This is a genomic window from Streptomyces sp. NPDC037273 (genome assembly GCF_055603625.1).
Map to the genome: position 1 here is coordinate 279,095 of NZ_JBVJVO010000008.1, position 23,794 is coordinate 302,888.

Consider the following 23,794-nt stretch of genomic DNA (forward strand, 5'->3'; position numbering starts at 1 on the left):
TATATGCACCTCGAACGCGCACGCGGCCGTCGTCTCGCGGCCGCCGCCGTCACCATCGTCCTCGCCGCCACCGGCGGCACACTCACCACGCTCCCCGCCACGGCCGCACCCGCGCCCGCGCCCGTCGCCGAGCAGGACGGCCCGCAGCTGACCCCTGTGGCCTTCCCGCTCGACGCGGACGTCGTCGGCGCGGGGCCGAGCGGCTTCCTGTCGAAGACGCGCGGCAAGTCGCCCGAGTACCGCTGGACTTGGTACGCGGGAGGCTCGTCGACCGTGCTGCCCGGCACCTTCGCCGCCGGCGGCGGCTCGGACCTGGCCGTCAGCGTGGACCGGTCGGACGCGGCCGTCAGCCGGGTGATGTGGGTCCACGACCTGTCGACCCCCGCCGCGGCCGCCGTGCCGGTGAAGCTGGATCTCGACGCGCTCGGCGACGGCTACTTCTACGCGGGCCTCGCCGGCGACAACCTGCTCCTCGCGCGGAGCGAGAACGGCAAGGGGGTGCAGTACGCCGTCACGCTCGACGCCGCCCTGCTCGCCGGAGGCACGCCGAAGCTCCGCAAGCTGGTCGGCGGGCCCGACGTCGACTGCGACGCGCCCTACGACAACGGCTGGACCGACACCGGCTCCGCGCTCTACGACTGCAAGATCGGCGACTGGCGGGGCTCCGCCAAGATCCTCGTCGATCTCGCCTCGGGAACCGACACCTGGCTCGCCCAGGACAAGGACCAGTGGGCCTGGGACGGAGCCGTCTCCGCCACCCACGTGGCCTGGCGCGAGGCACGGCTGGGGAGCCACGGGGTCGTCGCCCTCAAGCGCGGCACCACCACGCGGAAGTGGATCCCGGACACCGACGCCGAGGTCTCCGACCCGCTGTACCTGGTCGGCGGCTGGCTGGCGTCCGGCCAGCAGGCCCACATCAGCGAGTCCACCGACCTCGACGGCGGGGCGAACCCCACCAAGCGCCCCTTCACCGTCCAGTCCGTCGAGACCGGCGAGAAGGCCGTCCTCCTCACCGCGTTCTCCTCCGCCGTCGCGGGCCCCGGCGGCAGCCTCCTGGTGCGCGGCGGCACCGCCGAGCAGGGCGAGGGCCTCTACCGGGTCTCGCCGCGCGCCGACGGCGGCCGACCCGAGGTCGAACGGGTCGCGGGCACCGGCCAGTCGACCGTCGTGACGCTCACCGGCTCCGACGCCCCGAAGGCGCTCACCGGCGAACAGACCGAGCGCGGGGTCGACTTCGGCTGGGACCTCTCCCGGGCGGACAGCCGCGTGTGGCTGACGCTGACGCATGTGCGCAGCCGTACGAGCGTCTACCACGAGTGGCCCGTCTCGTCCGCCGCCCCCGGGACGCCGCGCCGGGTCACCTGGCGCTGGGACGGGAAGAGCCTGGAGGGTGGCCCGGACCTCGGGACCGCGCCCAACGGCGAGTACGAGTGGGTGCTCACCGCCCGCCCGGACGAGGGCATCGGTCCGGAGCTCAAGGCGACCGGCCGCTTCACCGTGACGCGGCCCGTGGCCGCGCACGACTACAACGACGACGGGACCCCCGACCTGTTCGTCCGCTCGGGCGACGGCGAGCTGCGGCGCGTCGGCACGGTGCGGACGCCGGCCGGCGACAACGTGAAGGCGACGGGCGGGCTGCCGGTCGGGACCGGCTGGCAGGCCTACGACCGGATGGAGTCCGTCGGGAACATCGCGGGCACGCCGGTGGCCGACACGGTCGCCCGCGAGCGGAACGGGGCGCTCTGGCTGTACCAGGGCACCGGAGCCGGGGACAAGCCGTTCTCGGGGCGTACGAGGATCGGCACGGGCTGGCAGGTCTACGACCGGATCGCCGGTGGCAGCGACCTGACGAACGACGGGAAGCCCGACCTCCTGGCCACGGACAAGTCCGGCGGCCTGTGGCTCTACCCCGGCACCGGAAACGTCAACTCCCCGCTCGGCGCCCGCAAGAAGATCGGCTCCGGCTGGGGCACGTACAACCAGATCACCGCGACCGGCAACATCGCCGGCGCGCCCGCCGGCGACCTCGTCGCCCGGGACAAGGACGGTGTCCTCTGGATGTACCTCGGCCTCGGCAACGGCACCTTCGCGCCGCGGGTCAGGCTGGGCGGCGGCTGGAACGCGTACACCGACATCGTCGGCCTCGGGGACGCCAACGGCGACGGGCGCCCGGACCTGCTCGGGACCAACGGCAGCTCGTCGTACCTCTACGCGGGTACGGGGGACTGGCGGGCGCCCTTCAAGGGCGCGGTACGCAACGACCTGGTCCAGCCGGGGCACGGGATCGACGCCGCCTTCTAGCCCCTCCCTCGCTTCCTTCACTCCGCGCCGCGTCGCTCCCCCTCCTCCGTGAGGACGGGGAAGCGGCGCGGCGCCAGTGTGAGGAGGACGAGGAGGGCGAGGGCGGCGGCGGAGGCGGCGGCGAGGAAGACGTAGTCCACGGCGGCGTCGACGGCCTCGCGGAGGTGGCCGGCCGTCTCGGCGGTGAGACCGGCGGGTGCGTCGAGGGCGTCGGCGAAGGAGTCGAGGTCGCCGCCGCCGAGGCGGGAGGCGAGGACGGCGTTGGCGAGGGCGCCGAACACGGCCGCCCCGACGCTCTGGCCGACCTGGCGGCAGAACAGGACGGACGCGGTGGTGGTGCCGCGTTCCTCGTAGGGGACGGTCGACTGGACGCCGACGATCAGGGGGAGTTGGAAGAGGCCGAGGGCAGCGCCGAGGAGCAGCATGAGGAGGGCGGGCTGCCAGGGTTCGCCGGGAAAGGGGAGCAGGGGGAAGGCGAGGAGCACGAGGAGGGCGCCGGAGATGCCGAGGACGGCGGTGAGACGGAAGCCGATGCGGGTGTAGACCCGGTTGGAGAACGCGGCGGAGACGGGCCAGCTGAGCGTCATCACCGAGAGGACGAAGCCGGCGGCGATGGGGCCGAGGCCGAGGACGGACTGGGCGTAGGTGGGGACGAAGACCATCGGCGCGACCATCAGGAGGCCGAGGGCGCCGAGGGCGAGGTTCACGGCGGCGATCGCGCGGCGGCGCCAGACCCAGCCGGGGATGATCGGTTCCGCGGCGCGGCGCTCGACGAGGACCGTGACGCCGGCGAGTACGGCGGCTCCGCCGAGCAGGCCCAGGGAGGGCGCCGACAGCCAGGGCCACGCGACACCGCCCTGGACGAGCGCGGTGAGCAGCAGGGCGCCGGTGCCGAAGATGGCGAGCGCTCCGGCCCAGTCGATGCGTACGCGTTCGCGGGGCGTCGTGCGGGCCGGTTCGACCAGGTTCCGGCCGATCAGCCAGAGCGCGACGAGCCCCACGGGCAGGTTGACCAGGAAGATCCAGCGCCAGTCCGCGTATCCGGCCAACAGACCGCCGGCCGCCGGACCCGCGACGGACGACGCCGCCCAGACCGAGGACAGCTTCGCCTGGATCTTGGGACGCTCCTTCAGCGGATAGAGATCGGCCGCGATGGTCTGAATGGTGCCCTGCAGCGCGCCCCCACCGAAGCCCTGCACGACCCGGAACGCGATGAGCGACGCCATGTTCCACGCAGCCGCGCACAGCACCGAGCCGATGACGAAGAGGACCACACCGGCGATCAGCACGGGCTTCCGTCCGAAGGTGTCACTGAGCTTCCCGTACACCGGCAGCGTGACGGTCACCGCGAGCAGATACCCCGAGAACAGCCAGGAGAACACCGCCAGTCCACCCAGGTCCCCGACGATCTGCGGCACGGCCGTCGACACGATCGTGCCGTCGATCGCGGCCAGCCCCATGGTGAGCATCAGCGCGGCGACGACGGGCCCGCGGCGGGCGGCCGCCGGTGAGCCGGGAGCGGGGGCGGTGGGCCCGGCCTTACCGGCGGGGGTGCCCGCCGGTGTCGTGGAGGACTCGGTCACCGCGCAATCCCTTTCTTCGTACACCTAAATGTTTGCCCGCCAGGGTCTCACCCGTACCCGGGTCCTAGGAACCCCCAGGGCGCACGGACCGGTCGGCTCCGCTTGAGAACCGCGTGGCAGCGGCGTGGCGGACACGGATACCTTCCTGGCTGCGGCGCGCATCGAGAATGTGCACGCGCCGTGCTTCGGGAGGGAATTCATGCGCATACCTCTGTTCCGGCGACTGGCCTCCACGGCCGTCGCGCTGGGACTCACCTCGGCCGCCCTGCTCGGCGTGGGAACTGCCCCCGCACAGGCAGCGGTCAGCGACTGCCCCACGGGCTACTTCTGCGCCTGGGGGGACGGCGACTCCACGGGCCCGATGTTCAAGACGCAGTCGAGCAAGGCGACGCTGGGCACGTGGGACAACAAGTTCCGCCTGATCATCAACCGCACCTCGGGGTTCGCCTGCACCTTCGACGAGCCGAACTTCGAGGACGCCGCCGGGCGGTACGGGAACGACGGCTACTCGACCAGCATCGCCAGCCGTTCCGTCAGCTCGGTGAAGATCGTCCCTACGCTCCGGGAGTGTGAGGGGCCCGCGTACCCGCACTGGATCTCGGAGACCTCGCCCAAGGCGGCCGCCTTCGGTGACATGAACGGTGACCGGAGCTCGGACGTCCTCGTCCGTGACCTCGTCGGACGGCTGTGGTTCCTGCCAGGTGACGGCAGCGGCAAGCTGGTCGGCACCGGCGGCTGGAACGTTTTCGACGCCATGGTCCGGCACGGTGACTTCAGCCGTGACGGGCGCGAGGACGTCATCGTCCGCGAGAAGGCCACCGGCAAGCTGTGGCTCTACCCCGGCACCGGGACGGGCGGGCTCGGCGCGCGCAAGCTGATCGGCGTGGGCGGCTGGAACGCCATGAGCCGGATCGCCGCCTTCGGCGACCTGACCGGCGACGCCCGGTCCGACCTGCTGACGGTGGAGAGGTCCACCGGCAAGCTGTGGCTGTACCCGGGCACCTCCACGGGCGCCCTGGGCGCGCGCAAGCTGCTCGGCAGCGGCTGGAACGGGATGAACGCGCTGGTGGGCGTCGGTGACATGAACGGGGACGGCCGGGTCGACCTCTACGCCCGCGAGGCGTCGACGGGCAAGCTCTGGCTTTACCCGGGCAAGTCCGGCGCGCTCGGTGCGCGTGTCCTGGTCGGCACCGGCGGCTGGAACGGCATGACGATGCTCATCGGCAACGGCGACTGGTCCGGCGACGGCCGTGCGGACCTCATCGCGACGCAGGTCGAATCCCGCAGGCTGTACCGGTACGAGGGCAAGGGCACGGGCGGCCTCGGAGCGGGCGACTGGCTCGGCGGCGGCGACTGGTGGCATCTGAACGGCGCCTTCTGAGCCAGGAGTGAGGGGCCTCCACCCCCGGGTGGAGGCCCCTCACGCGTGTCCGGCGCGATCAGCGCGGCCGGAAGGGGCGGCGGCAGGGCGAGGGGCGTGCTTCAGGTGGACATCCCCTAGGGGAAGCTCCCCCATACGGGGCAGGGGTGGTTGGTACCGGCGGAGGAGGTGGAGGGAGGGGGGCGGGTTCTTAACTGGAACCTACAAAGCCAACCCACCGCTCCAAGGAGAGAAACGTGACTTCGGCTGTGACCATCCCCAAGCACGGGGGTACGGGAGAGAGCACCGCCGTGGCCGCGCGGGCGCGTCAGGTCGTGAAGGCGTACGGCTCGGGGGAGACCCGGGTGGTGGCGCTGGACGCCGTGGACGTGGACATCGCCCGCGGGCAGTTCACCGCGATCATGGGGCCGTCGGGTTCGGGCAAGTCGACCCTGATGCACTGCCTGGCGGGCCTCGACACCGTGACCAGCGGGCAGATCTTCCTCGACGAGACCGAGATCACCGGTCTGAAGGACAAGAAGCTGACGCAGCTGCGCCGGGACCGGATCGGGTTCATCTTCCAGGCGTTCAACCTGCTGCCGACGCTCAGCGCGATCGAGAACATCACGCTGCCGATGGACATCGCCGGGCGGAAGCCGGACGCCGAGTGGCTGCGGCGGGTCGTGGACACCGTCGGGCTCTCCGAGCGGCTGAAGCACCGGCCCAACGAGCTGTCCGGCGGCCAGCAGCAGCGGGTCGCCGTGGCCCGCGCCCTCGCGGCCAGGCCGGAGATCATCTTCGGTGACGAGCCGACCGGAAACCTGGACTCGCGGGCCGGCGCCGAGGTGCTGGGCTTCCTGCGGACGTCGGTGGACGAGCTGGGGCAGACGATCGTCATGGTCACGCACGACCCGGTGGCCGCCTCGTACGCGGACCGGGTGCTCTACCTGGCCGACGGGCGGATCGTGGACGAGATGCTGCGCCCCACCGCGGACGCCGTGCTCGACCGCATGAAGGACTTCGACGCGCGCGGGCGGACGTCATGAGCGTCCTGAAGACCTCGCTGCGCAACTTCTTCGCGCACAAGGGCCGCATGGCGCTCTCCGCCGTCGCCGTCCTGCTCTCCGTCGCGTTCGTCAGCGGCACCCTGGTGTTCTCGGACACCATGAACACGACGTTCGACAAGCTGTTCGCCGTGACCGCCTCCGACGTCACCGTCAGCCCGAAGAACGCGGCGGGCAACGACGAGACCCCGCAGACCGGCCGCCCCGAGGCCCTCCCCGCCGCGCTCGTGGAGCAGGTGCGGAAGGCGGACGGCGTCCAGGCCGCGCAGGGCTCGGTCGCCTCGACGAGCGTCACGGTCGTGGACGGGCGGAACAAGAACGTCGGCCCGACCGGCGGCGCGCCCACCATCGCCGTCAACTGGACGCCCAACGAGCTGCGTTCGGTGGAACTGGTCTCCGGCCACGAGCCGCGCGGCCCCACCGACGTGGTCGTCGACGGCGCCACCGCCGAGAAGCACCACCTGAAGATCGGCGACCCGCTGCGGACCATCGCGGTCACCGGCGACTTCACCGCGAAGATCTCCGGCATCGTCGACTTCAAGGTCACCAACCCGGGCGCCACCGTCGTCTACTTCGACACCGCCACCGCCCAGCGCGAACTGCTCGGCAAGGAAGGCCTGTTCACCGAGATCACCGCCGACGCCAAGCCGGGCGTCAGCGACGAGACCCTCAAGGCCGGCATCGCGGCCGCGATCGGCGACGGCTACAAGCTGAAGACCGCCGCCGAGACCGCCGACGCGGGCCGCGAGGACGTCGCCGGCTTCCTCGACGTGATGAAGTACGCGATGCTCGGCTTCGCCGGGATCGCCTTCCTCGTCGGCATCTTCCTCATCGTCAACACCTTCTCGATGCTGGTCGCCCAGCGCACCCGCGAGATCGGCCTCCTGCGGGCCATCGGATCGAGCCGCAAGCAGGTGAACCGTTCCGTCCTCGTCGAGGCGGTGCTCCTCGGCGTCGTCGGCTCCGTCGCCGGTGTCGCGGCGGGCGTCGGACTCGCCGTCGGCCTGATGAAGCTGATGTCCGCGGTGGGCATGGAACTCTCCACCCGCGACCTGACCGTCAAGTGGACCACCCCGGTCGTCGGCCTCGTCCTCGGCATCGTCGTCACCGTCCTCGCCGCCTACATCCCGGCCCGCCGGGCCGGCAAGGTCTCCCCGATGGCCGCCCTCCGCGACGCCGGCACCCCCGCCGACGGCAAGGCGGGATGGATCCGGGGCGGGCTCGGCCTCGCCCTGACCGCCGCCGGAGCGGCCGCGCTGTGGACGGCGACCCGCGCCGCCGAGGCCGGACCCGGCTCCCTGTGGCTGGGCCTCGGCGTCGTCCTCTCGCTCCTCGGCTTCGTGGTCGTCGGCCCGCTCCTCGCGGGCGGAGTCGTCCGCGTCCTGGGCGTCGTCGTCCTGCGGATCTTCGGCCCGGTCGGCCGGATGGCCGAGCGGAACGCGCTGCGCAACCCGCGCCGCACCGGTGCCACCGGCGCCGCCCTGATGATCGGCCTCGCGCTCGTCGCCTGTCTGTCGGTCGTCGGCTCCTCGATGGTCGCCTCGGCCACGGAAGAGCTCGACCGGTCCGTCGGCGCCGACTTCATCGTGCAGTCCGGCACCGGGCAGCCGATCGTGCCGCAGGCGCAGGCCGCCCTGGAGAAGGTCCCCGGCCTCGACCACGTCACCGAGTACCGGTGGGTCGACGCCAAGGTCACCGACCCGCGCGGCAGGACCACCACGGCCGACCTGGCCGCCACCGACCCGACGTACCCGAAGGACCTGCGCCGCGAGATCACCGCGGGCAAGCTCGCCGACGCCTACGGCAAGGGCGCGATGTCCGTCGGCAGCGACTACGCCACCGAGCACGGCGTCAAGGTCGGCGACGTCCTCACCCTCGCCTTCAAGGGCGGCGAGAGCGCGAAGCTGAAGGTCGCGGCGATCACCGCCGACACCGGGCAGGTCGACAAGGGCGCGATGTACATCAGCGTCGACACCCTCGCCGAGTACGTCCCCGCCGACCGCATGCCGCACAGCCTGCTCCTGCTCGCCAGCGCCAAGGACGGCCAGGAGACCCAGGCCTACCAGGCGGTCAAGGACGCGCTCGCCGCCTACCCCCAGTACAAGGCGAGCAACCAGGCCGACTACAAGGAGGAGCTCAAGGACCAGGTCGGCCAGCTGCTCAACATCGTGTACGGGCTCCTCGCCCTGGCGATCGTCGTCGCCGTCCTCGGCGTCGTGAACACCCTCGCCCTCTCCGTGGTCGAGCGGACCCGGGAGATCGGCCTCATGCGGGCCATCGGCCTCTCGCGCCGCCAGCTGCGCCGCATGATCCGCCTGGAGTCGGTGGTCATCGCCCTCTTCGGCGCCCTCCTCGGCCTCGGCCTCGGCATGGGCTGGGGGACCGCCGCCCAGAAGCTCCTCGCCCTGGAGGGCCTCGGCGTCCTGGACATCCCGTGGCCGACGATCCTCACGGTCTTCGTCGGATCGGCCTTCGTGGGCCTCTTCGCGGCCCTGGTCCCGGCCTTCCGGGCCGGCCGGATGAACGTCCTGAACGCGATCGCGAGCGAGTAGCGCCCCCCGCCCGCAGCGGTACGGCCCCGGTGGAGGTTCACCGGGGCCGCCCGTGTTTCGGAAGCGGCTGTCGGTGCACCGTCGTACGCTGGACACCCCGGCCCGTACGACGTGTCGGGCTGTTCGCGTTGCCCGCCTCCGGCACCCCTCGGGATGGACACCTTCATGAGCCTGCACGGTCTGCTCGATGTCGTCGTCAAGGACGCGGCTCTCGCCGAGGCGGTGAAGGCCGCCGCCGACGGGAACCGTCCGCATGTGGACCTGGTGGGTCCGGCCGCCGCGCGGCCGTTCGCGCTCGCCGCGCTGGCCCGGGACTCGGGCCGCCCGGTCCTCGCCGTCACCGCCACCGGACGCGAGGCCGAGGACCTGGCCGCCGCGCTGCGGTCCCTGCTCGACCCCGACACCGTCGTCGAGTACCCCTCGTGGGAGACCCTGCCGCACGAGCGGCTCTCGCCCCGCTCCGACACCGTCGGCCGCCGCCTCGCCGTGCTCCGCCGCCTCGCCCACCCCCGTGACGACGACCCGGCGGCCGGCCCGGTCAGCGTGGTCGTCGCCCCGATCCGCTCCGTGCTCCAGCCGCAGGTCAAGGGCCTCGGGGACCTGGAGCCGGTGTCGCTGCGCGGCGGCCAGACGGCCGATCTGAACGAGATCGTCGAAGGCCTCGCGGCAGCCGCGTACTCCCGCGTCGAGCTGGTCGAGAAGCGCGGCGAGTTCGCCGTGCGCGGCGGCATCCTGGACGTCTTCCCGCCCACCGAGGAACACCCGCTCCGCATCGAGTTCTGGGGCGACGACGTCGAGGAGATCCGCTACTTCAAGGTCGCCGACCAGCGCTCCCTCGAAGTCGCCGAGCACGGCCTGTGGGCGCCGCCGTGCCGCGAGCTGCTCCTCACCCAGGACGTACGGGAGCGGGCGGCGGCCCTCGCCGAGCAGCACCCGGAGCTGGGCGAGCTCCTCGACAAGATCGCCGAGGGCATCGCCGTCGAGGGCATGGAGTCCCTCGCGCCCGTCCTCGTCGACGACATGGAACTCCTCCTCGACGTGCTGCCGAAGGGCGCCATGGCCGTGGTCTGCGACCCCGAGCGGGTACGGACCCGGGCGGCGGACCTCGTCGCGACCTCGCAGGAGTTCCTGCAGGCCTCCTGGGCGGCGACCGCCGGCGGCGGCGAGGCCCCGATCGACGTCGGCGCGGCCTCCCTGTGGGGCATCGCGGACGTCCGCGACCGGGCGCGCGAGCTGGACATCGCCTGGTGGTCGGTGTCGCCGTTCGCGGCGGACGCCGACGACACCGACGGCGACACCCTGACGCTCGGCATGCACGCCCCGGAGTCGTACCGCGGCGACACCGCACGCGCGCTCGCCGACACCAAGGGCTGGCTGGCCGACGGCTGGCGCACGGTCTACGTCACGGAGGCCCACGGCCCCGCGTCCCGTACCGTCGAGGTCCTCGGCGGCGAGGGCATCGCGGCGCGTCTCGACGCCGACCTGGCGGAGATCTCGCCGGCCGTCGTCCACGTCTCCACCGGCTCCATCGACTACGGCTTCGTCGACCCGGCCCTCAAGCTCGCCGTCCTCACCGAGACCGACCTCTCCGGCCAGAAGGCGGCCGGCAAGGACGGGCAGCGGATGCCCGCCAAGCGTCGCAAGACGATCGACCCGCTGACCCTGGAGATCGGCGACTACATCGTCCACGAGCAGCACGGCGTCGGCCGCTACGTCGAGATGGTCCAGCGGACCGTCCAGGGCGCCACCCGCGAGTACCTCCTCGTCGAGTACGCCCCCGCCAAGCGCGGCCAGCCCGGCGACCGCCTCTACATCCCGACCGACCAGCTCGAACAGGTCACCAAGTACGTCGGCGGCGAGGCCCCGACCCTTCACCGGCTCGGCGGCGCGGACTGGACGAAGACCAAGCAGCGCGCCAAGAAGGCCGTCAAGGAGATCGCCGCCGACCTCATCAAGCTGTACTCCGCCCGCATGGCCGCCCCCGGCCACGCCTTCGGCCCCGACACCCCCTGGCAGCGCGAGCTGGAGGACGCCTTCCCCTACGCGGAGACCCCCGACCAGCTGTCCACCATCGCCGAGGTCAAGGAGGACATGGAGAAGACCGTCCCCATGGACCGCCTGATCTGCGGCGACGTCGGCTACGGCAAGACGGAGATCGCCGTCCGCGCCGCGTTCAAGGCCGTCCAGGACGGCAAGCAGGTCGCCGTCCTCGTCCCCACCACCCTCCTGGTCCAGCAGCACTTCGGCACCTTCAGCGAGCGCTACTCCCAGTTCCCGGTCAAGGTCCGCGCCCTGTCCCGCTTCCAGACCGACACCGAGTCCAAGGCCACCCTGGAAGGGCTGCGCGAGGGCTCCGTCGACGTCGTCATCGGCACCCACCGCCTCTTCGCCTCCGAGACCAAGTTCAAGGACCTCGGCCTCGTCATCGTCGACGAGGAGCAGCGCTTCGGCGTCGAGCACAAGGAGCAGCTGAAGAAGCTCCGCGCCAACGTCGACGTCCTCACCATGTCCGCCACCCCCATCCCGCGCACCCTGGAGATGGCGGTCACCGGCATCCGCGAGATGTCGACGATCACCACCCCGCCGGAGGAGCGCCACCCGGTCCTCACCTTCGTGGGGCCGTACGAGGAGAAGCAGATCGGCGCGGCCGTCCGCCGCGAACTCCTCCGCGAGGGCCAGGTCTTCTACATCCACAACCGGGTCGACTCGATCGACCGGGCCGCCGCCCGCCTCCGCGAGATCATCCCCGAGGCCCGGATCGCGACCGCCCACGGCCAGATGTCGGAGTCGGCGCTTGAGCAGGTCGTCGTGGACTTCTGGGAGAAGAAGTTCGACGTCCTCGTCTCCACGACGATCGTCGAGTCCGGCATCGACATCTCCAACGCCAACACCCTGATCGTCGAGCGCGGCGACAACTTCGGCCTCTCGCAGCTCCACCAGCTGCGCGGCCGTGTCGGCCGGGGCCGCGAGCGCGGTTACGCCTACTTCCTCTACCCGCCGGAGAAGCCCCTCACCGAGACCGCGCACGAGCGGCTCGCCACGATCGCCCAGCACACCGAGATGGGCGCCGGCATGTACGTCGCCATGAAGGACCTGGAGATCCGCGGCGCGGGCAACCTCCTGGGCGGCGAGCAGTCCGGCCACATCGCCGGCGTCGGCTTCGACCTCTACGTCCGCATGGTCGGCGAGGCCGTCGCCGACTACCGGGCGCAGCTGGAGGGCGGCGAGGAGGAGGCCGCCCCGCTCGAAGTCAAGATCGAACTGCCCGTCGACGCCCACATGCCGCACGACTACGCCCCCGGCGAGCGCCTCCGCCTCCAGGCCTACCGCTCCATCGCCTCGGCGAACTCCGAGGACGACATCCGCGCCGTCCGCGAGGAGCTCACCGACCGCTACGGCAAGCTGCCCGAGCCCGTCGAGAACCTTCTCCTGGTCGCCGGCCTCCGCATGCTCGCCCGCGCCTGCGGCGTCGGCGAGATCGTCCTCCAGGGCTCCAACATCCGGTTCGCGCCGGTGGAGTTGCGCGAGTCCCAGGAGCTCCGCCTCAAGCGTCTCCACCCGCGCACGGTCATCAAGCCCGCCGTGCACCAGATCCTGGTGCCCCGCCCCACGAGCGGGAAGATCGGCGGCAAGCCGGTCGTCGGCCGCGAACTCCTCGCCTGGACCGGCGAGTTCCTCACCACGATTCTCGGATCGTAGGTCGTCCGTCGTCCCCCGTCCGGCAGGATGTCCCCATGTCGGACGGGGGACGCGTGTTTCGTAGGTGGCTGCTGTGGGCCGGAGTCCTCGGCCTGGCCGTGGCGGGTGTCCTCTGGGCCCTCGACGGCGAGGACGCGGCCGGGCCGATGGAACTGTCCGAGCGGACCGATCTCATCGCGATGGTCTGCGGGGTGCTGGGCGGAGTGGCCGTCCTCGCCACGCTGTGGCGGCGGCCGGAGGAGGCGGAGGCGGAGGCGGTCGCCCGGCTCGCCCGGGCGGTCAGGGTCACCGGGGAGCCCCAGTGGACGAGCTCCCTCGGCGGCGACCTCAAGGCCATCGACGTCACGTTCGCCTTCCGCCCGTACGCCACCGCGCGTGCGGCGGAGCTGCCCGCCCCGCCCGCCGGGCGGCTGGAGAAGGTCGTCGACGACTACCGGGCGCTGCGGCCCCGGCGCATGGTGATCACCGGGGCGCCGGGCGCCGGGAAGACGATCCTGGCGCGGAAGTTCGTGATGGAGCTGAACCGGGTGCGGGCCGAGGACGAGCCCGTACCGGCCCTCGTCTCGCTCGCCGACTGGGGGCGCGGCGAGTCCTTCGAGGACTGGCTGACCCGGCACCTCCAGCGGGACTTCGGGCTGCGGCCCGCCGCCGCGCGGGGCCTCGTGACGGCGCGGAAGGTCCTGCCCGTCCTGGACGGCCTCGACGAGATGGACGGCGCCGACGGCGTCGGACTCGACTCCCGGGCGGGCCGCGCCCTGGAGGCCCTCGCCCGCTACCAGGACGGCACCGAGCCCGGCCCGCTCGTCCTGACCTGCCGGACGCGGGAGTACGACCTCCTGGAGGCGGCCGGCGGGCACATCCTGGACGCGGCCCGCCTGGAGATCGCCCCGGTGGCCCCGGCGCAGGCGGTCCACTTCCTTGAGCGGCGCGGTGCGGCCCGGCGGCCGGCCGAGTGGCGGCCCGTACTCGACGAACTCCGCGCCCACCCGGCCGGAGTCCTGGCCCGCACCCTGTCCACGCCGTGGCGGCTGACGCTGATGGCGGTCGTGTACGACAAGGAGGGCGACCCGGCGGAACTCCTCACCGCGCGCGGCGGGGCCGTGATGGCCGACCGGCTCCTCGCCCGCTTCATCCGGGCCTCGACGGCCAACGCGCCGGGCGGGCCGGGGCGGGTCTCGGCGGACACGATCCACCGGCGGCTCGGGGTGCTCGCGGGTGCGCTGGTCACGACCGGGGGCATGGAGGCGGACCTGGTGCTGGCGCGGCTGGCGGGGCGGCTGCGTGGCCGGCCGGCGGTGGCGCTGCATCTCGCGGCGTGCGGGGCGGCCGCGGGCGCGATGGTCGGCTCCGTCGTGCTGCGGTGGGAGGGGCTCGGCATCGACCTGGTGGTGGCGGCGCTGGGGGTCCTGCTGCTCACCGTCGCCGCCCTGCACGCCTTCGGCGCGGCCCCGGGGTGGCTGACCTTCAACTCGTCCGCCGTGCCGCCGCTCGGCAGCCCCTTGTGGAGGGTGGCGTGGTCGGCGTTCGTCCGCGGCGGCCGGGGCCCGGTGCTGTTCCCCGTCCTGCTCTGCCTGTTGTTCGGCTGGTTCGTGGCCGCGCCGGCCGGCTGGGGAGGCATGGGCGAACCGCTGCTCGCGGTCGCGGCCCTGGGGGTGCTCGCCGTGCTGTTCTCCGGGCTCGCGGTGGACGCGGTCGAGGCCGCGGTCCTCGGCCCGTCGGCCTGGGCCCGCATGGGGGCCGCCATGGCGACGGCCATGCTGGTGCTGGCGGTCACGCTGCCGGGATCGGCGTGGCTTCACCTGGACGTGAAGTACCCCTCGGCGCTCTTCTCGCTGGGCTCGTTCGCGCTGATGTTCCTGGCGATGGAGGGCCCGTGGTGTGCCTATGTCTTCACGGTCCTCGGACACCGTCCCCGGCTTCCGCTGAGGCTGGCCCGGTTCCTCGACTGGTCGGTCTCCGCCGGCCTCCTGCGGACCTCCGGCGCCGCCTACCAGTTCCGGCACCGGGAGTTCCAGGAGTGGCTGGTGCGGAACCCGGTCCCGTAACGCCTTTACGAAGGGGGGCGGGGGGGGGGGGGGGGGGGGGGGGGGGGGGGGGGGGGGGGGGTGTGGGGGGGGGGGGGGGGGGGGGGGGGGGGGGGGGGGGGGGGGGGGCGGCGCGCCTGACCCTCCCCCCCCTCCCCCCCCCCCCCCCCGCCTCTCCCCCCCCCCCCCCCCCCCCCCCCCCCCCCCCCCCCCCCCCCCGCCGTCGGGGGGAGCCGTCAGAGCTCGTCGAGGTCCAGGGCGTCGGCCATGGCGCGGTAGCCGGCGTCGGTGAGGTGGAGGTGGTCCTTGGCGTCGTAGGCGGGGAGGAGACGGTCGGGGTGGGCGGGGTCGGCGACGGCACGGTCGAAGTCGACGACGGCGTCGTAGGCGCCGGAGGTGCGGACCCACTGGTTGAAGGCCTCGCGCTTGGCCTCGTTCTCGGGGCTGTCGTAGAAGGAGCCCTCGATCGGGGTGAGGGTCGCGCCGATGACCTTGAGTCCCTTGGCGTGGGCCTCGCGGACGAGGGTGAGGTGGCCGGCGATCAGCCGGTCGAGGGAGACCTCGGGGGTGGGGTCAGGGAAGGCGGGGCCGCTGCCGCCGATGTCGTTGATGCCTTCGAAGAGGATGACGGTCCGGACGCCGGGTTCGGTGAGGACGTCCTTGCGGAAGCGGACGAGGGCGCTCTCGCCGGCCCAGGTGGTGTCGTTGACGACCTGGTTGCCGCCGATGCCGTGGTTGAGGACGGCACGCGGCCGGCCGGCGGCGGCGAGGCGTTCGGCGAGCTCGTCGGGGTAGCGGTTGTCCGCGTTCACCGTGGAGCCGACGCCGTCGGTGATGGAGTCGCCGAAGGCGACGACGCCGTTGCGGCGTCCGGCCTCCCGGCCGCCGGAGACCTCGACGCCGGAGAGGTAGTACCAGGCGTCGGTGCTCTCCCCGAAGGCGCTGCCGGTCACGTCGGCGCGGTGGTCGCCGTTCGCGCGGTAGCTGGTGGCCGTGGAGAACTGGTGGAAGGTGGCGGGGCCGGTCTCGCCCGCCAGGTAGAGGGTGACGGTCAGCGACTCGAAGGCCTCGACGGGGAGGTGCGCGGCGTCGCTGCGGAGGGTGCCGCCGGCCGGGATGGTCACGGACGGCCGGCCGCCGAAGAGCAGCCGGCGCACGGTGCCGGGCTCGACCGCGCTGCCGTCGGCGGTGCGGGCGACGGTGGCGCCGGTGATCCGCAGCGGGGTGGTGCCGTACCGGTTCGTCAGCTCGATCCGGTTCCGGGTGCCGCTCGTGGTGACGCGTACGACCTGGCGGACCGTCTGGTCGGCGAAGCCCTGCCGTGACCAGTTGGGGACGAAGGTCTCCGCCGCCTTCTGCGGGGAGGCGGACCAGGCGCCGCGCCACCCGCCGTCCGCGTGACGGCCGGCGGTCGTGTCCGTGGCGGCGGCCGTGTCGGTGACAGCCGTGTCGGTGACGGCCGTGTCGGTGACGGCCGTCGCGGTGGTCGGCAGGAGGGTCAGGGTGGTCGCGGCGAGGAGGGCGGCGGCGGCGTGCCGGAAGGTGGTGCGGGTGCTCATCTGGTGTTTCCCCCGTGGAGTTCGCTGGCAGGCGCCGGTGGGCGCACACCAGTTCCAACCCCTGGCCTGGTCCCTCTATTCCCTTGCGCACCAAGGGAAGTGAAGGTGTGTCAGGTGCCCGGAGGGCCGAACATCAAGCCCGTCAGGGAGCGGAAGTACTCGTCCGGAGCGCGGTCGCCGAGGGCGGCCGTCACGTTGCCCGTGAGGAGGAGGGTGGCGAAGCCGTGGGCCAGGGACCAGGCGGCGATGCCGGCCTCGCGGGGGCTGGGGACGTCCGGGAGGTCCGCCACGCCCGCGCGTAGCTCGGCCGAGGCGCGTTCTTTGGCGGCGAGGAGGTCCGGGTCGTCCGCGCGGAGCAGGCCGGGCTGGAACATGACCTGGAAGTGGGCCGGGTGGTCGACGGCGAACCGTACGTAGCGCACGCCGCGCTCGCGGAGCTCCGGCGTGCCGGCGAGGGCCTGCGCCAGGAGGTCGTAGCCGTCGGCGGCGATGGCGGTGAGCAGGCCCGTGCGGTCGCCGAAGTGGTGGGCGGGGGCCGCGTGGGAGACGCCGGCGCGGCGGGCGAGGTCGCGGAGGCTCAGGGCGGCCGGGCCGTCGGTGGCGATGACGTCGAGGGCGGCGGCGAGGACGGCGTGCCGCAGGTCGCCGTGGTGGTAGGTCTTCCGGCTCGTCATGGCAGCAGCCTAGCCCGTATCTAGGCATTGACAAGTTCAGGGGCCGGGAGCAATCTAGTCACTGACAAGACAGGCTTGCGAGATGCCGGGAAACGAGGAGCGACCATGGAACCCGCACGCGTACGTCAGATGTGGCACCTGCTCGAACCGCTGCACGCCCTGCTCTACTACGCCCCCGAGGCCTTCGACGAGGCCGCCGCCCTCGGCTACGACACGGGGGAGCGCTGGCCGTCCTACTTCGCCTGGCGGGCCGCGCCGCTCGGCACCCCGGGAGCGGTTCAGGTGGCGTCCGCCTTCTACAGCTTCAGCCCGGAGATGGTCGCCCGGTACGTCCCCGCCGTCTGGGAAACCGCCGATCCGGCGAAGGTCCTCGCCGCGCGGCTGCGGGCCGTCGACCGGACGTACCGGGCCGTCCTCGGTGACGAGGTCGTCGACGGGCCCGAGCTCGCCGAGGCCGCAGGCCTGGCCCGTACCGCCGCCGAGGCCGCGACGACCGAGGGCCGCCCGCTCGCCGCCGCCAACGCGGCACTGGCCTGGCCCGACGCCCCGCACCTCGTCCTCTGGCAGGCCGCCATCGTCCTGCGCGAGCACCGCGGGGACGGGCACCTCGCCGCCCTCCTGGCCGCCGGCCTCGACCCGGTCGAAGCGCTGGTCTCCTTCGCGGCGATCGGCGCCGCCCCCGAGCCCGTCTTCGAGAGCCGGGGCTGGTCGGCCGCCGCATGGTCGGCGGCCCGCGACCGCCTCGCGGCCCGCGGCCTCCTCGACGCCGCCGGCGCCGCCACCGAGGAGGGCCGCGCCCTGCGGGCCGAGGTCGAACTGCGGACGGACCTCCTGGCCGCCGCGCCCTGGAGGGCCCTCGGCCCCGAGTCCACCGCGCGGCTCGCCGAACTCCTCGGCGGGCCCTGGCTCGCGGCGATCGGCTCCGGGCTGCTGCCCGCCGAGAACACGCTGGGCATCGGGAAGGTCTGAGGCGTCGGGAGGGGGCGGGGCACCGGCAGGCTCCGAGGCGTCGGGAGCGTCTGAGGCCCCGACAGGGGGCCGGGTATGCGGAGGGTCTGAGGTGGTGTCGGGGGCGCGCCGGGCGGAGAGGTGTCCGGACGCGCGCGCGTGGCCCCCGCCTAGGATTCCGGGGTGTTCACACAACGGACGTATCGAACGAATCGAAGGACGCCGGCGGCCGTGGCCCTCGCCGCCGCCGCGCTCGTCGCCACCGCCTGCTCGCCCGGGGCCGGTTCCCCGGAGACCGGGGGCGGCTCGGGCGGGAAGCCCGCCGCGCGGGGGACGGCGCTGGCGGCGGTGGACGGTCTCACGGTCAAGGGGAGGGCGCCGAAGACCGGGTACGAGCGGGAGAAGTTCGGGCGCTCGTGGGTGGACGTCGACGGCAACGGCTGCGGGACCCGCGACGACATACTCAAGCGCGATCTGACCGGCGTCCGTTTCACGGACGGGCGCTGCAAGGTCGCGTCCGGCACCCTGACCGACGACCCGTACACGGGCGGCACCGTCGCGTACGTACGGGGTCGCAGCAAGGTCGACATCGACCATGTCGTCGCGCTCTCCGACGCCTGGCAGAAGGGCGCGCAGAAGTGGGACGCGGAGACCCGGCGCCGCTTCGCGAACGACCCGCTGAACCTGCTCGCCGTCGACGCCTCCGCCAACCGCCGCAAGTCCGACGGGGACGCGGCGACCTGGCTGCCGCCGAACAAGGCCTACCGCTGCACGTACGTGGCCCGGCAGGTCGCGGTGAAGCAGAAGTACGGGGTGTGGGTGACGCGGGGGGAGCGCGACGCCATGAAGCGGGTCCTCGGCGGCTGCCCGCAGCAGAAACTCCCGTAGCGCCGGACGCTGTCGGGAAATCCCCTCTGAAACAAACCGGAAAGTTGGTTGGTGTAGCGAGCAGCGATATCTATCCTGCTCGCATGGACCTCAACATATCGACCCTCGCCGAACGGCCCGAGCTCGAAGGGCCGATGTGGTCCATGAAGGACCTCTGGCCCGAGTTCATGATGTACGACCCGGTCGGCTGGGCCAACATGGGCCGGATCGTCCGGGAGTTCCCGGAGTTCGTGCTCGTCGCCACCGACGCCGGGGGCGCGGTCGTCGCCCGCGGCTTCAGCGTGCCCTTCCGGCTCGACGTGGAGGGCCGCCGCGAACTGCCCGCGCGCGGCTGGGACGAGGTCCTCAACTGGGCCTTCTCCGACCTGCGGCACGGCCGGGAGGCCGACACCGTGAGCGCGATCGAGATCACCGTCGACCTCGACAATCTCGGCAAGGGCCTCTCGCACCGGATGCTCGCCGCCATGCGGGAGAACGCCGGCCGGCTCGGCTTCGCCGAACTGGTCGCCCCGGTCCGCCCCAACGGCAAGCACCTGGAGGCCGCGACCTCCATCCACGAGTACGCCTTCCGTACCCGCGAGGACGGTCTGCCGCACGACCCGTGGCTCCGCGTCCACGTGCGCGCGGGCGGCAGGATCGAGGCGGTGGCCCCGGCCTCGATGACCGTCTCCGGCTCCGTCGAGCAGTGGCGCCGGTGGACCGGCCTCCCCTTCGACACGGACGGCCCGGTCGAGGTCGCGGGCGCGCTGGTCCCGGTCCACTGCCAGGTCACCCGCGGCTACGCGGTCTACGTCGAGCCCAACGTCTGGGTCCGCCACCGCGTCTGACGCTCCACGCGCACGCGGGGCGGGGCCGCTCCCCTGCGACGGCCCCACCCCGCGTGCGCGTGCTCGCGCGGCTCAGTCGGTGACGACGACGTCCTTCGCCGCCGGCACCTTCGCCGCGACCGGCTGCCCGTAGTGCGAGAAGGCGATCGTGCCCGGCTCCTCGCCGCCCTTCGTGACGATCTTCAGGACGTACGGGGTGCCCTCCGTGGCCACGTACACCGTGCTCGTCTCACCGCCTTCGCCCGGCTCCGTCAGCGCCAGCGCCTTCCGGCCGTCGACGGTGGTCTCCTCGCCCCTGGCGATGCCGGTCGCGCCCTGCTCGAACCCGTCGAGGAGCTTGTCCAGCTCGCAGAGCTCCAGCATCCCGTCGGATTCGGCCTCGCTCACGGACGACTTCACCCAGCGCCCCTTGAGCTCCTTCACCATCGCGTCCTGCGCCTCCGGCCCCTCCTCCTTGACCTGCTCGCGCAGGAAGGCCTCGTCGAAGCGCAGGTAGACGTCCTTGTCGTCGGCCTTCACCAACTCGACCGTGTTGGCCGCGCCCATGGTCAGCGTGCCGGCGCACTTCCCCCGCTCGTCGAGCGACAGATAGGCCTTCATCGGCTCGACGGCCGACTTGATGTCGACGCTCACCGTCAGCGACGTCGCCTTCTTCGTCGCCGCGAACGCCTTGTCGACGATCTCCGACCCCGTCTCACCCGGGAAGGGCCCCGTCGGCTTCGGGTCGTCCATGACATGGCCGCAGGCGGTGGCACCGGCCGCGACCGCGGCACACAGCAGTGCGGCGGCGGTGCGGGCGGTCCGAGCGGTCCGAGCGGTGCGGCGGGTCCGGGGGTGGGTGAGGGCGCGCATGGGGGAGTCTCCGAGGGGTGCCGTACAGGGGGGTGCCGTACAGGTGGTGCCGTACAGGGGTGTCGTAACAGGTGGTGGGGACCCCTGAGGGTCCCCGGTCCCGGTCCTGGTGGTGGTGCGTTCTTGCCGCGGGATCAGGCGGGGGCCGGCCGGGGTCAGCCGACCTTCAGCTCCCACTGGGAGGCGTCGTAGGTGAGGCCGGGGTTGACCTCGACGGTCAGGTTCTTGGCGTCCTTGGGGGCGTCGAAGGCGACGGTGATGGTGGCCTTCTTGCCGGGCATGATCGTGCCCTCGAAACCCGCGCCGATCTTGTCGTCGAAGACCTGCTCGGCGGCGACGCCGTCCTTGCCGGCGGTGGCGCTCAGGGACACCAGGGCGGTGTCGAACTTCTCCTTGCCGCCGTTCTCGATGAGGACGGTGACCTTGTACGCCGTGTTGCCCTTGGTGTGGCCGATCGCGTACTCACCCGGGGTGTAGGGCTTCGGGTCGGAGACCGTGACCTTGAGATCGTCGTCGTAGACCGAGGTGTCGCCGTCCGCGAGGCCCGCGCCCTTGTCCTTCTTGCCGGCGTCGGCGGAGGGGGAGGCGGAGTCGGCCGGGGCCTTGGCGGAGGCGCTCGCGCTCGGGTCCTTCGGGGCCGCGTCCTTGACCGCCTTGTCGATCTCGTCGACCGCGTCGCTGACGGCGGTGACCGTGATGACCAGGCCGACGACCGAGAGGATCAGCGACGCGAGGCCCAGGATCGCGCCGGTGAGGGCCACTCCCTTGTTGTTCGCCTCGCCGCGCTTCACGCGGCCCTTGCCGACCAGGCCCAGGATCAGGGCGATCAGGCCGAGGATGCCGGCCAGCCAGAAGAACAGCGGGATGAGGCCGGAGAGCGTGCCGATGATGCCGAGGATCAGGGCCGCGGTGCCGAGCCCGTTGCGCATGACCCGCTGCGGAGCGGCAGGCGGGACCTGAGTGTCGTACGACATGGGTGTGTCCTCCCGGACGATGAAGATGTCTGGCGCGATGGGTCAATCACAGCAGAGCCTGTGAACCGAGTCAACACGATTCACGAGAAACGGATCGACTCACACTGTGAAGTGGTGTGGCGGGCGTTCGTCAGTAGGATTGGTGTCACACGAGGACGAGCAGCGACCAGCAGCCGACGAGCAAGCGGGCGAACCAGAGTCAGGGGAGATGGGTCACGTGCCGGAGCGCGCAGCGGACGTAGGCGGCGGGGACAGCGGGGACACGGGCGCCGAGGAGGTGGGCGGGGCCGAGGTGACCGCCGCCGGCATCGCCCGGCTCGCGGGCGTCGGCCGGGCCGCCGTCAGCAACTGGCGCCGCCGCCACCCCGACTTCCCCAAGCCCGTCGGCGGCACGGAGGCCAGCCCCTCCTTCGCCCTCGCCGACGTCGAGCAGTGGCTCCGCGACCAGGGAAAACTCGCCGAAGTCCCGCTCCGCGAGCGGGTCTGGCAGCAGGTCGCCGGCCACCCGGCCGGCGCCGTCACGGCCCTCGTCCACGCGGGCTGCGCCCTCCTCCTCGTGCGGGAGCGGTCGGCGGCCTGGCCGTCGCTGGCCGAACTGCCCGACGAGCGCCTCGTCGAGGTGCTTCCGGTGGCCCTTGAGGAGACCCTCGGCGAGCGCCTCGGCCACGGGCGGCCCGTGCTCACCCCCACCAGCTCCGCGCTCACCGCCTCCGTCCCGCTGCTCCGCGGCGCCGCCGAGCTCGCGGCCGAGACCGGGGTGCGCGAGGCCTTCGAGTTCCTGCTCGGCCGTCACCTCGACGCCAACCCCCGCCAGTACACGCTCACCCCGCCCGGCCCCGCCGCCCTCATGGCGGCGCTCGCCACGGCGACGGACACCGCGACGGACACGGCGGCGGACACGGGGGAGACCGCGGGCGGCGGGAACGCAGGTGGCGCCGGGAACGCCCGGATCGCCGGGAACGGCACCCCCATCACCGTCCTCGACCCCGCCTGCGGCACCGGCAGCCTGCTCACCGCCGTCGAGCGGCCCGGCGCGTTCTGCGGCCAGGACGCCGACCCCGACCTCGCCGCGCTCACCGCGCTGCGCCTGGCGCTCGGCACCGACGCCGACATCCGCGTCCGGTCCGGCGACAGCCTGCGCGCCGACGCCTTCCCCTCGCTCGCGGCGGACGCCGTCCTCTGCCACCCGCCGTTCAACGAGCGCAACTGGGGCCACGACGAACTGGCCTACGACCCCCGCTGGGAGTACGGCTTCCCGGCCCGTACGGAATCCGAACTCGCCTGGGTCCAGCACGCCCTGGCCCGGCTCCGCCCCGGCGGCACCGCCGTCCTCCTGATGCCGCCCGCCGCCGCCTCCCGCCGCTCGGGCCGCCGCATCCGCGCCGACCTGCTCCGCCGGGGCGCCCTGCGCGCGGTCGTCGCCCTCCCGGCCGGCGCCGCGCCCCCGTACGGCATCCCGCTCCACCTCTGGGTCCTCCGCCGGCCCGTCCCCGGCGAGCGGCCCCCGGCCGAACTCCTCCTCGTCGACACCGCGTCCGAGCACGCCGGCCCCGCCAGGGACGCCCGCGACCGGATCGACTGGCCGGCCGTCCACACCGCCGTACTGGAGGCGTGGACGTCCTTCGACCGGGACGGCAGCATCGCCGGGACCCCCGGCGCGAGCCGTTCCGTCCCCGTCATCGAGCTCCTCGACGACGACGTCGACCTCGCCCCCGCCCGCCACCTGCCGCCCCCGGCCGCCGCCGAGGGCGCCGCCCAGCTCGCCGGGGTGCGCGAGCGCCTCACGGAGACCCTGCGCCGCACCCGGGAACTGACCCCGCCGCCCGTCACCGACCCCGCCACCGCCGGCGGCGGCCCGGTCGGCCGCCCCACGACGACCGTCGGCGAACTGGCCAGGGCCGGCGCGCTGGCGCTGCGCGCGGGCGGCGCGGGCACGGCCCCCGCCGGTTCCCCGGTCGCCGTCCTCACCGACCACGACGTCCTCGCCGCCCAGCCGCCGTCCGGCACCCTGCCCGACGGCCCGCCCGAGGAACCGGTCCTGCTCGCCGCCGGTGACGTCGTCGTCCCCGTCCTCGGCGGCGGCGCCGCCGTCCGCGTCGTCGACGCCTCCGCCGAAGGCGCCGCCCTCGGCCGCAACCTCCAGCTGCTGCGCCCCGATCCGGCCGCCCTCGACCCCTGGTTCCTCGCCGGCTTCCTCCGCGCCACCGCCAACAACCGCCAGGCCAGCAGCTACGCCTCCACCGCCACCCGCCTCGACGTCCGCCGCCTCCAGCTCCCCCGCCTCCCCCTCACCGAACAACGCCGCTTCGGCGCCCGCTTCCGCGCCCTCGCCGAATTCGAGGAAGCCCTCCGCCAGACCTCCCGCCTCGGCGACCAACTCGTCCAGGGCCTGTACGACGGCCTCGCGGACGGCACGGTGGCGCCGTAGGCCGGCCGTAGGCCGGTGCCGGCGGCGGCACGCTTCCCGCTCACTTCGACAACGGTTCCGG

15 protein-coding genes are annotated in these 23,794 nt (G+C 73.2%); 10 read left to right on the forward strand and 5 right to left on the reverse strand.

What is annotated here, in order from left to right:
- Positions 1 to 3: 3 nt before the first annotated feature.
- On the forward strand, positions 4 to 2,301 hold the full coding sequence (locus ACZ7G1_RS22905) for an FG-GAP repeat domain-containing protein (RefSeq protein ID WP_470877433.1): 2,298 nt from the start codon (positions 4 to 6) through the stop codon (positions 2,299 to 2,301).
- 17 nt (positions 2,302 to 2,318) lie between these two features.
- Here the strand turns inward: ACZ7G1_RS22905 and ACZ7G1_RS22910 are convergent, their stop codons facing one another.
- Positions 2,319 to 3,884 carry an MFS transporter gene (locus ACZ7G1_RS22910; protein ID WP_470877432.1) on the reverse strand — a complete coding sequence of 522 codons (1,566 nt, stop codon included), beginning with the start codon at positions 3,882 to 3,884 and terminating at the stop codon, positions 2,319 to 2,321.
- Between the two features lie 199 nt (positions 3,885 to 4,083).
- Here ACZ7G1_RS22910 and ACZ7G1_RS22915 point away from each other — a divergent pair, with 199 nt between their 5' ends.
- From ACZ7G1_RS22915 to ACZ7G1_RS22935, 5 genes are all read left to right on the forward strand, one after another.
- Positions 4,084 to 5,265 (forward strand): FG-GAP-like repeat-containing protein, encoded by a 1,182-nt coding sequence (locus ACZ7G1_RS22915; protein ID WP_470877431.1) that lies wholly within the window; start codon positions 4,084 to 4,086, stop codon positions 5,263 to 5,265.
- Positions 5,266 to 5,501: 236 nt separating this feature from the next.
- Entirely contained in the window at positions 5,502 to 6,290 is a 789-nt protein-coding gene (locus ACZ7G1_RS22920) for an ABC transporter ATP-binding protein (RefSeq protein ID WP_470877430.1), read from the forward strand.
- On the forward strand, positions 6,287 to 8,860 hold the full coding sequence (locus ACZ7G1_RS22925) for an ABC transporter permease (RefSeq protein WP_470877429.1): 2,574 nt from the start codon (positions 6,287 to 6,289) through the stop codon (positions 8,858 to 8,860). The genes ACZ7G1_RS22920 and ACZ7G1_RS22925 overlap by 4 nt, the downstream gene beginning before the upstream one ends.
- Positions 8,861 to 9,025: 165 nt before the next feature.
- Positions 9,026 to 12,559 carry a transcription-repair coupling factor gene (mfd, locus tag ACZ7G1_RS22930; RefSeq protein WP_470877428.1) on the forward strand — a complete coding sequence of 1,178 codons (3,534 nt, stop codon included), beginning with the start codon at positions 9,026 to 9,028 and terminating at the stop codon, positions 12,557 to 12,559.
- Between the two features lie 35 nt (positions 12,560 to 12,594).
- Positions 12,595 to 14,604, forward strand: a complete 2,010-nt coding sequence (locus ACZ7G1_RS22935; protein ID WP_470877427.1) for an NACHT domain-containing protein — start codon at positions 12,595 to 12,597, stop codon at positions 14,602 to 14,604.
- 215 nt (positions 14,605 to 14,819) lie between these two features.
- Here the strand turns inward: ACZ7G1_RS22935 and ACZ7G1_RS22940 are convergent, their stop codons facing one another.
- Positions 14,820 to 16,142: an SGNH/GDSL hydrolase family protein gene (locus ACZ7G1_RS22940; protein WP_470877426.1), complete on the reverse strand. Its 1,323-nt coding sequence runs from the start codon at positions 16,140 to 16,142 to the stop codon at positions 14,820 to 14,822.
- A gap of 110 nt (positions 16,143 to 16,252) precedes the next feature.
- Positions 16,253 to 16,816 (reverse strand): TetR/AcrR family transcriptional regulator, encoded by a 564-nt coding sequence (locus ACZ7G1_RS22945; RefSeq protein ID WP_470877425.1) that lies wholly within the window; start codon positions 16,814 to 16,816, stop codon positions 16,253 to 16,255.
- 105 nt (positions 16,817 to 16,921) lie between these two features.
- Between ACZ7G1_RS22945 and ACZ7G1_RS22950 the strand changes: the two genes are divergently transcribed.
- From ACZ7G1_RS22950 to ACZ7G1_RS22960, 3 genes are all read left to right on the forward strand, one after another.
- Positions 16,922 to 17,785 (forward strand): SCO6745 family protein, encoded by an 864-nt coding sequence (locus ACZ7G1_RS22950; RefSeq protein WP_470877424.1) that lies wholly within the window; start codon positions 16,922 to 16,924, stop codon positions 17,783 to 17,785.
- Between the two features lie 210 nt (positions 17,786 to 17,995).
- The gene (locus ACZ7G1_RS22955) at positions 17,996 to 18,652 is read left to right on the forward strand and encodes an HNH endonuclease family protein (RefSeq protein WP_470877423.1); all 657 of its coding nucleotides are present in this window, start codon (positions 17,996 to 17,998) and stop codon (positions 18,650 to 18,652) included.
- Positions 18,653 to 18,735: 83 nt separating this feature from the next.
- Complete coding sequence (locus tag ACZ7G1_RS22960) at positions 18,736 to 19,479, forward strand: N-acetyltransferase (RefSeq protein WP_470877422.1); 744 nt, start codon at positions 18,736 to 18,738, stop codon at positions 19,477 to 19,479.
- Between the two features lie 72 nt (positions 19,480 to 19,551).
- Here the strand turns inward: ACZ7G1_RS22960 and ACZ7G1_RS22965 are convergent, their stop codons facing one another.
- Together ACZ7G1_RS22965 and ACZ7G1_RS22970 are read right to left on the reverse strand one after the other, a co-directional pair.
- A complete protein-coding gene (locus ACZ7G1_RS22965; protein ID WP_470877421.1) occupies positions 19,552 to 20,331 on the reverse strand; it encodes a hypothetical protein in 780 nt (259 codons plus the stop codon).
- A gap of 155 nt (positions 20,332 to 20,486) precedes the next feature.
- Positions 20,487 to 21,305: a DUF4190 domain-containing protein gene (locus tag ACZ7G1_RS22970; RefSeq protein WP_470877420.1), complete on the reverse strand. Its 819-nt coding sequence runs from the start codon at positions 21,303 to 21,305 to the stop codon at positions 20,487 to 20,489.
- A gap of 292 nt (positions 21,306 to 21,597) precedes the next feature.
- Between ACZ7G1_RS22970 and ACZ7G1_RS22975 the strand changes: the two genes are divergently transcribed.
- On the forward strand, positions 21,598 to 23,733 hold the full coding sequence (locus ACZ7G1_RS22975) for an N-6 DNA methylase (protein ID WP_470877528.1): 2,136 nt from the start codon (positions 21,598 to 21,600) through the stop codon (positions 23,731 to 23,733).
- Positions 23,734 to 23,794: the final 61 nt, after the last annotated feature.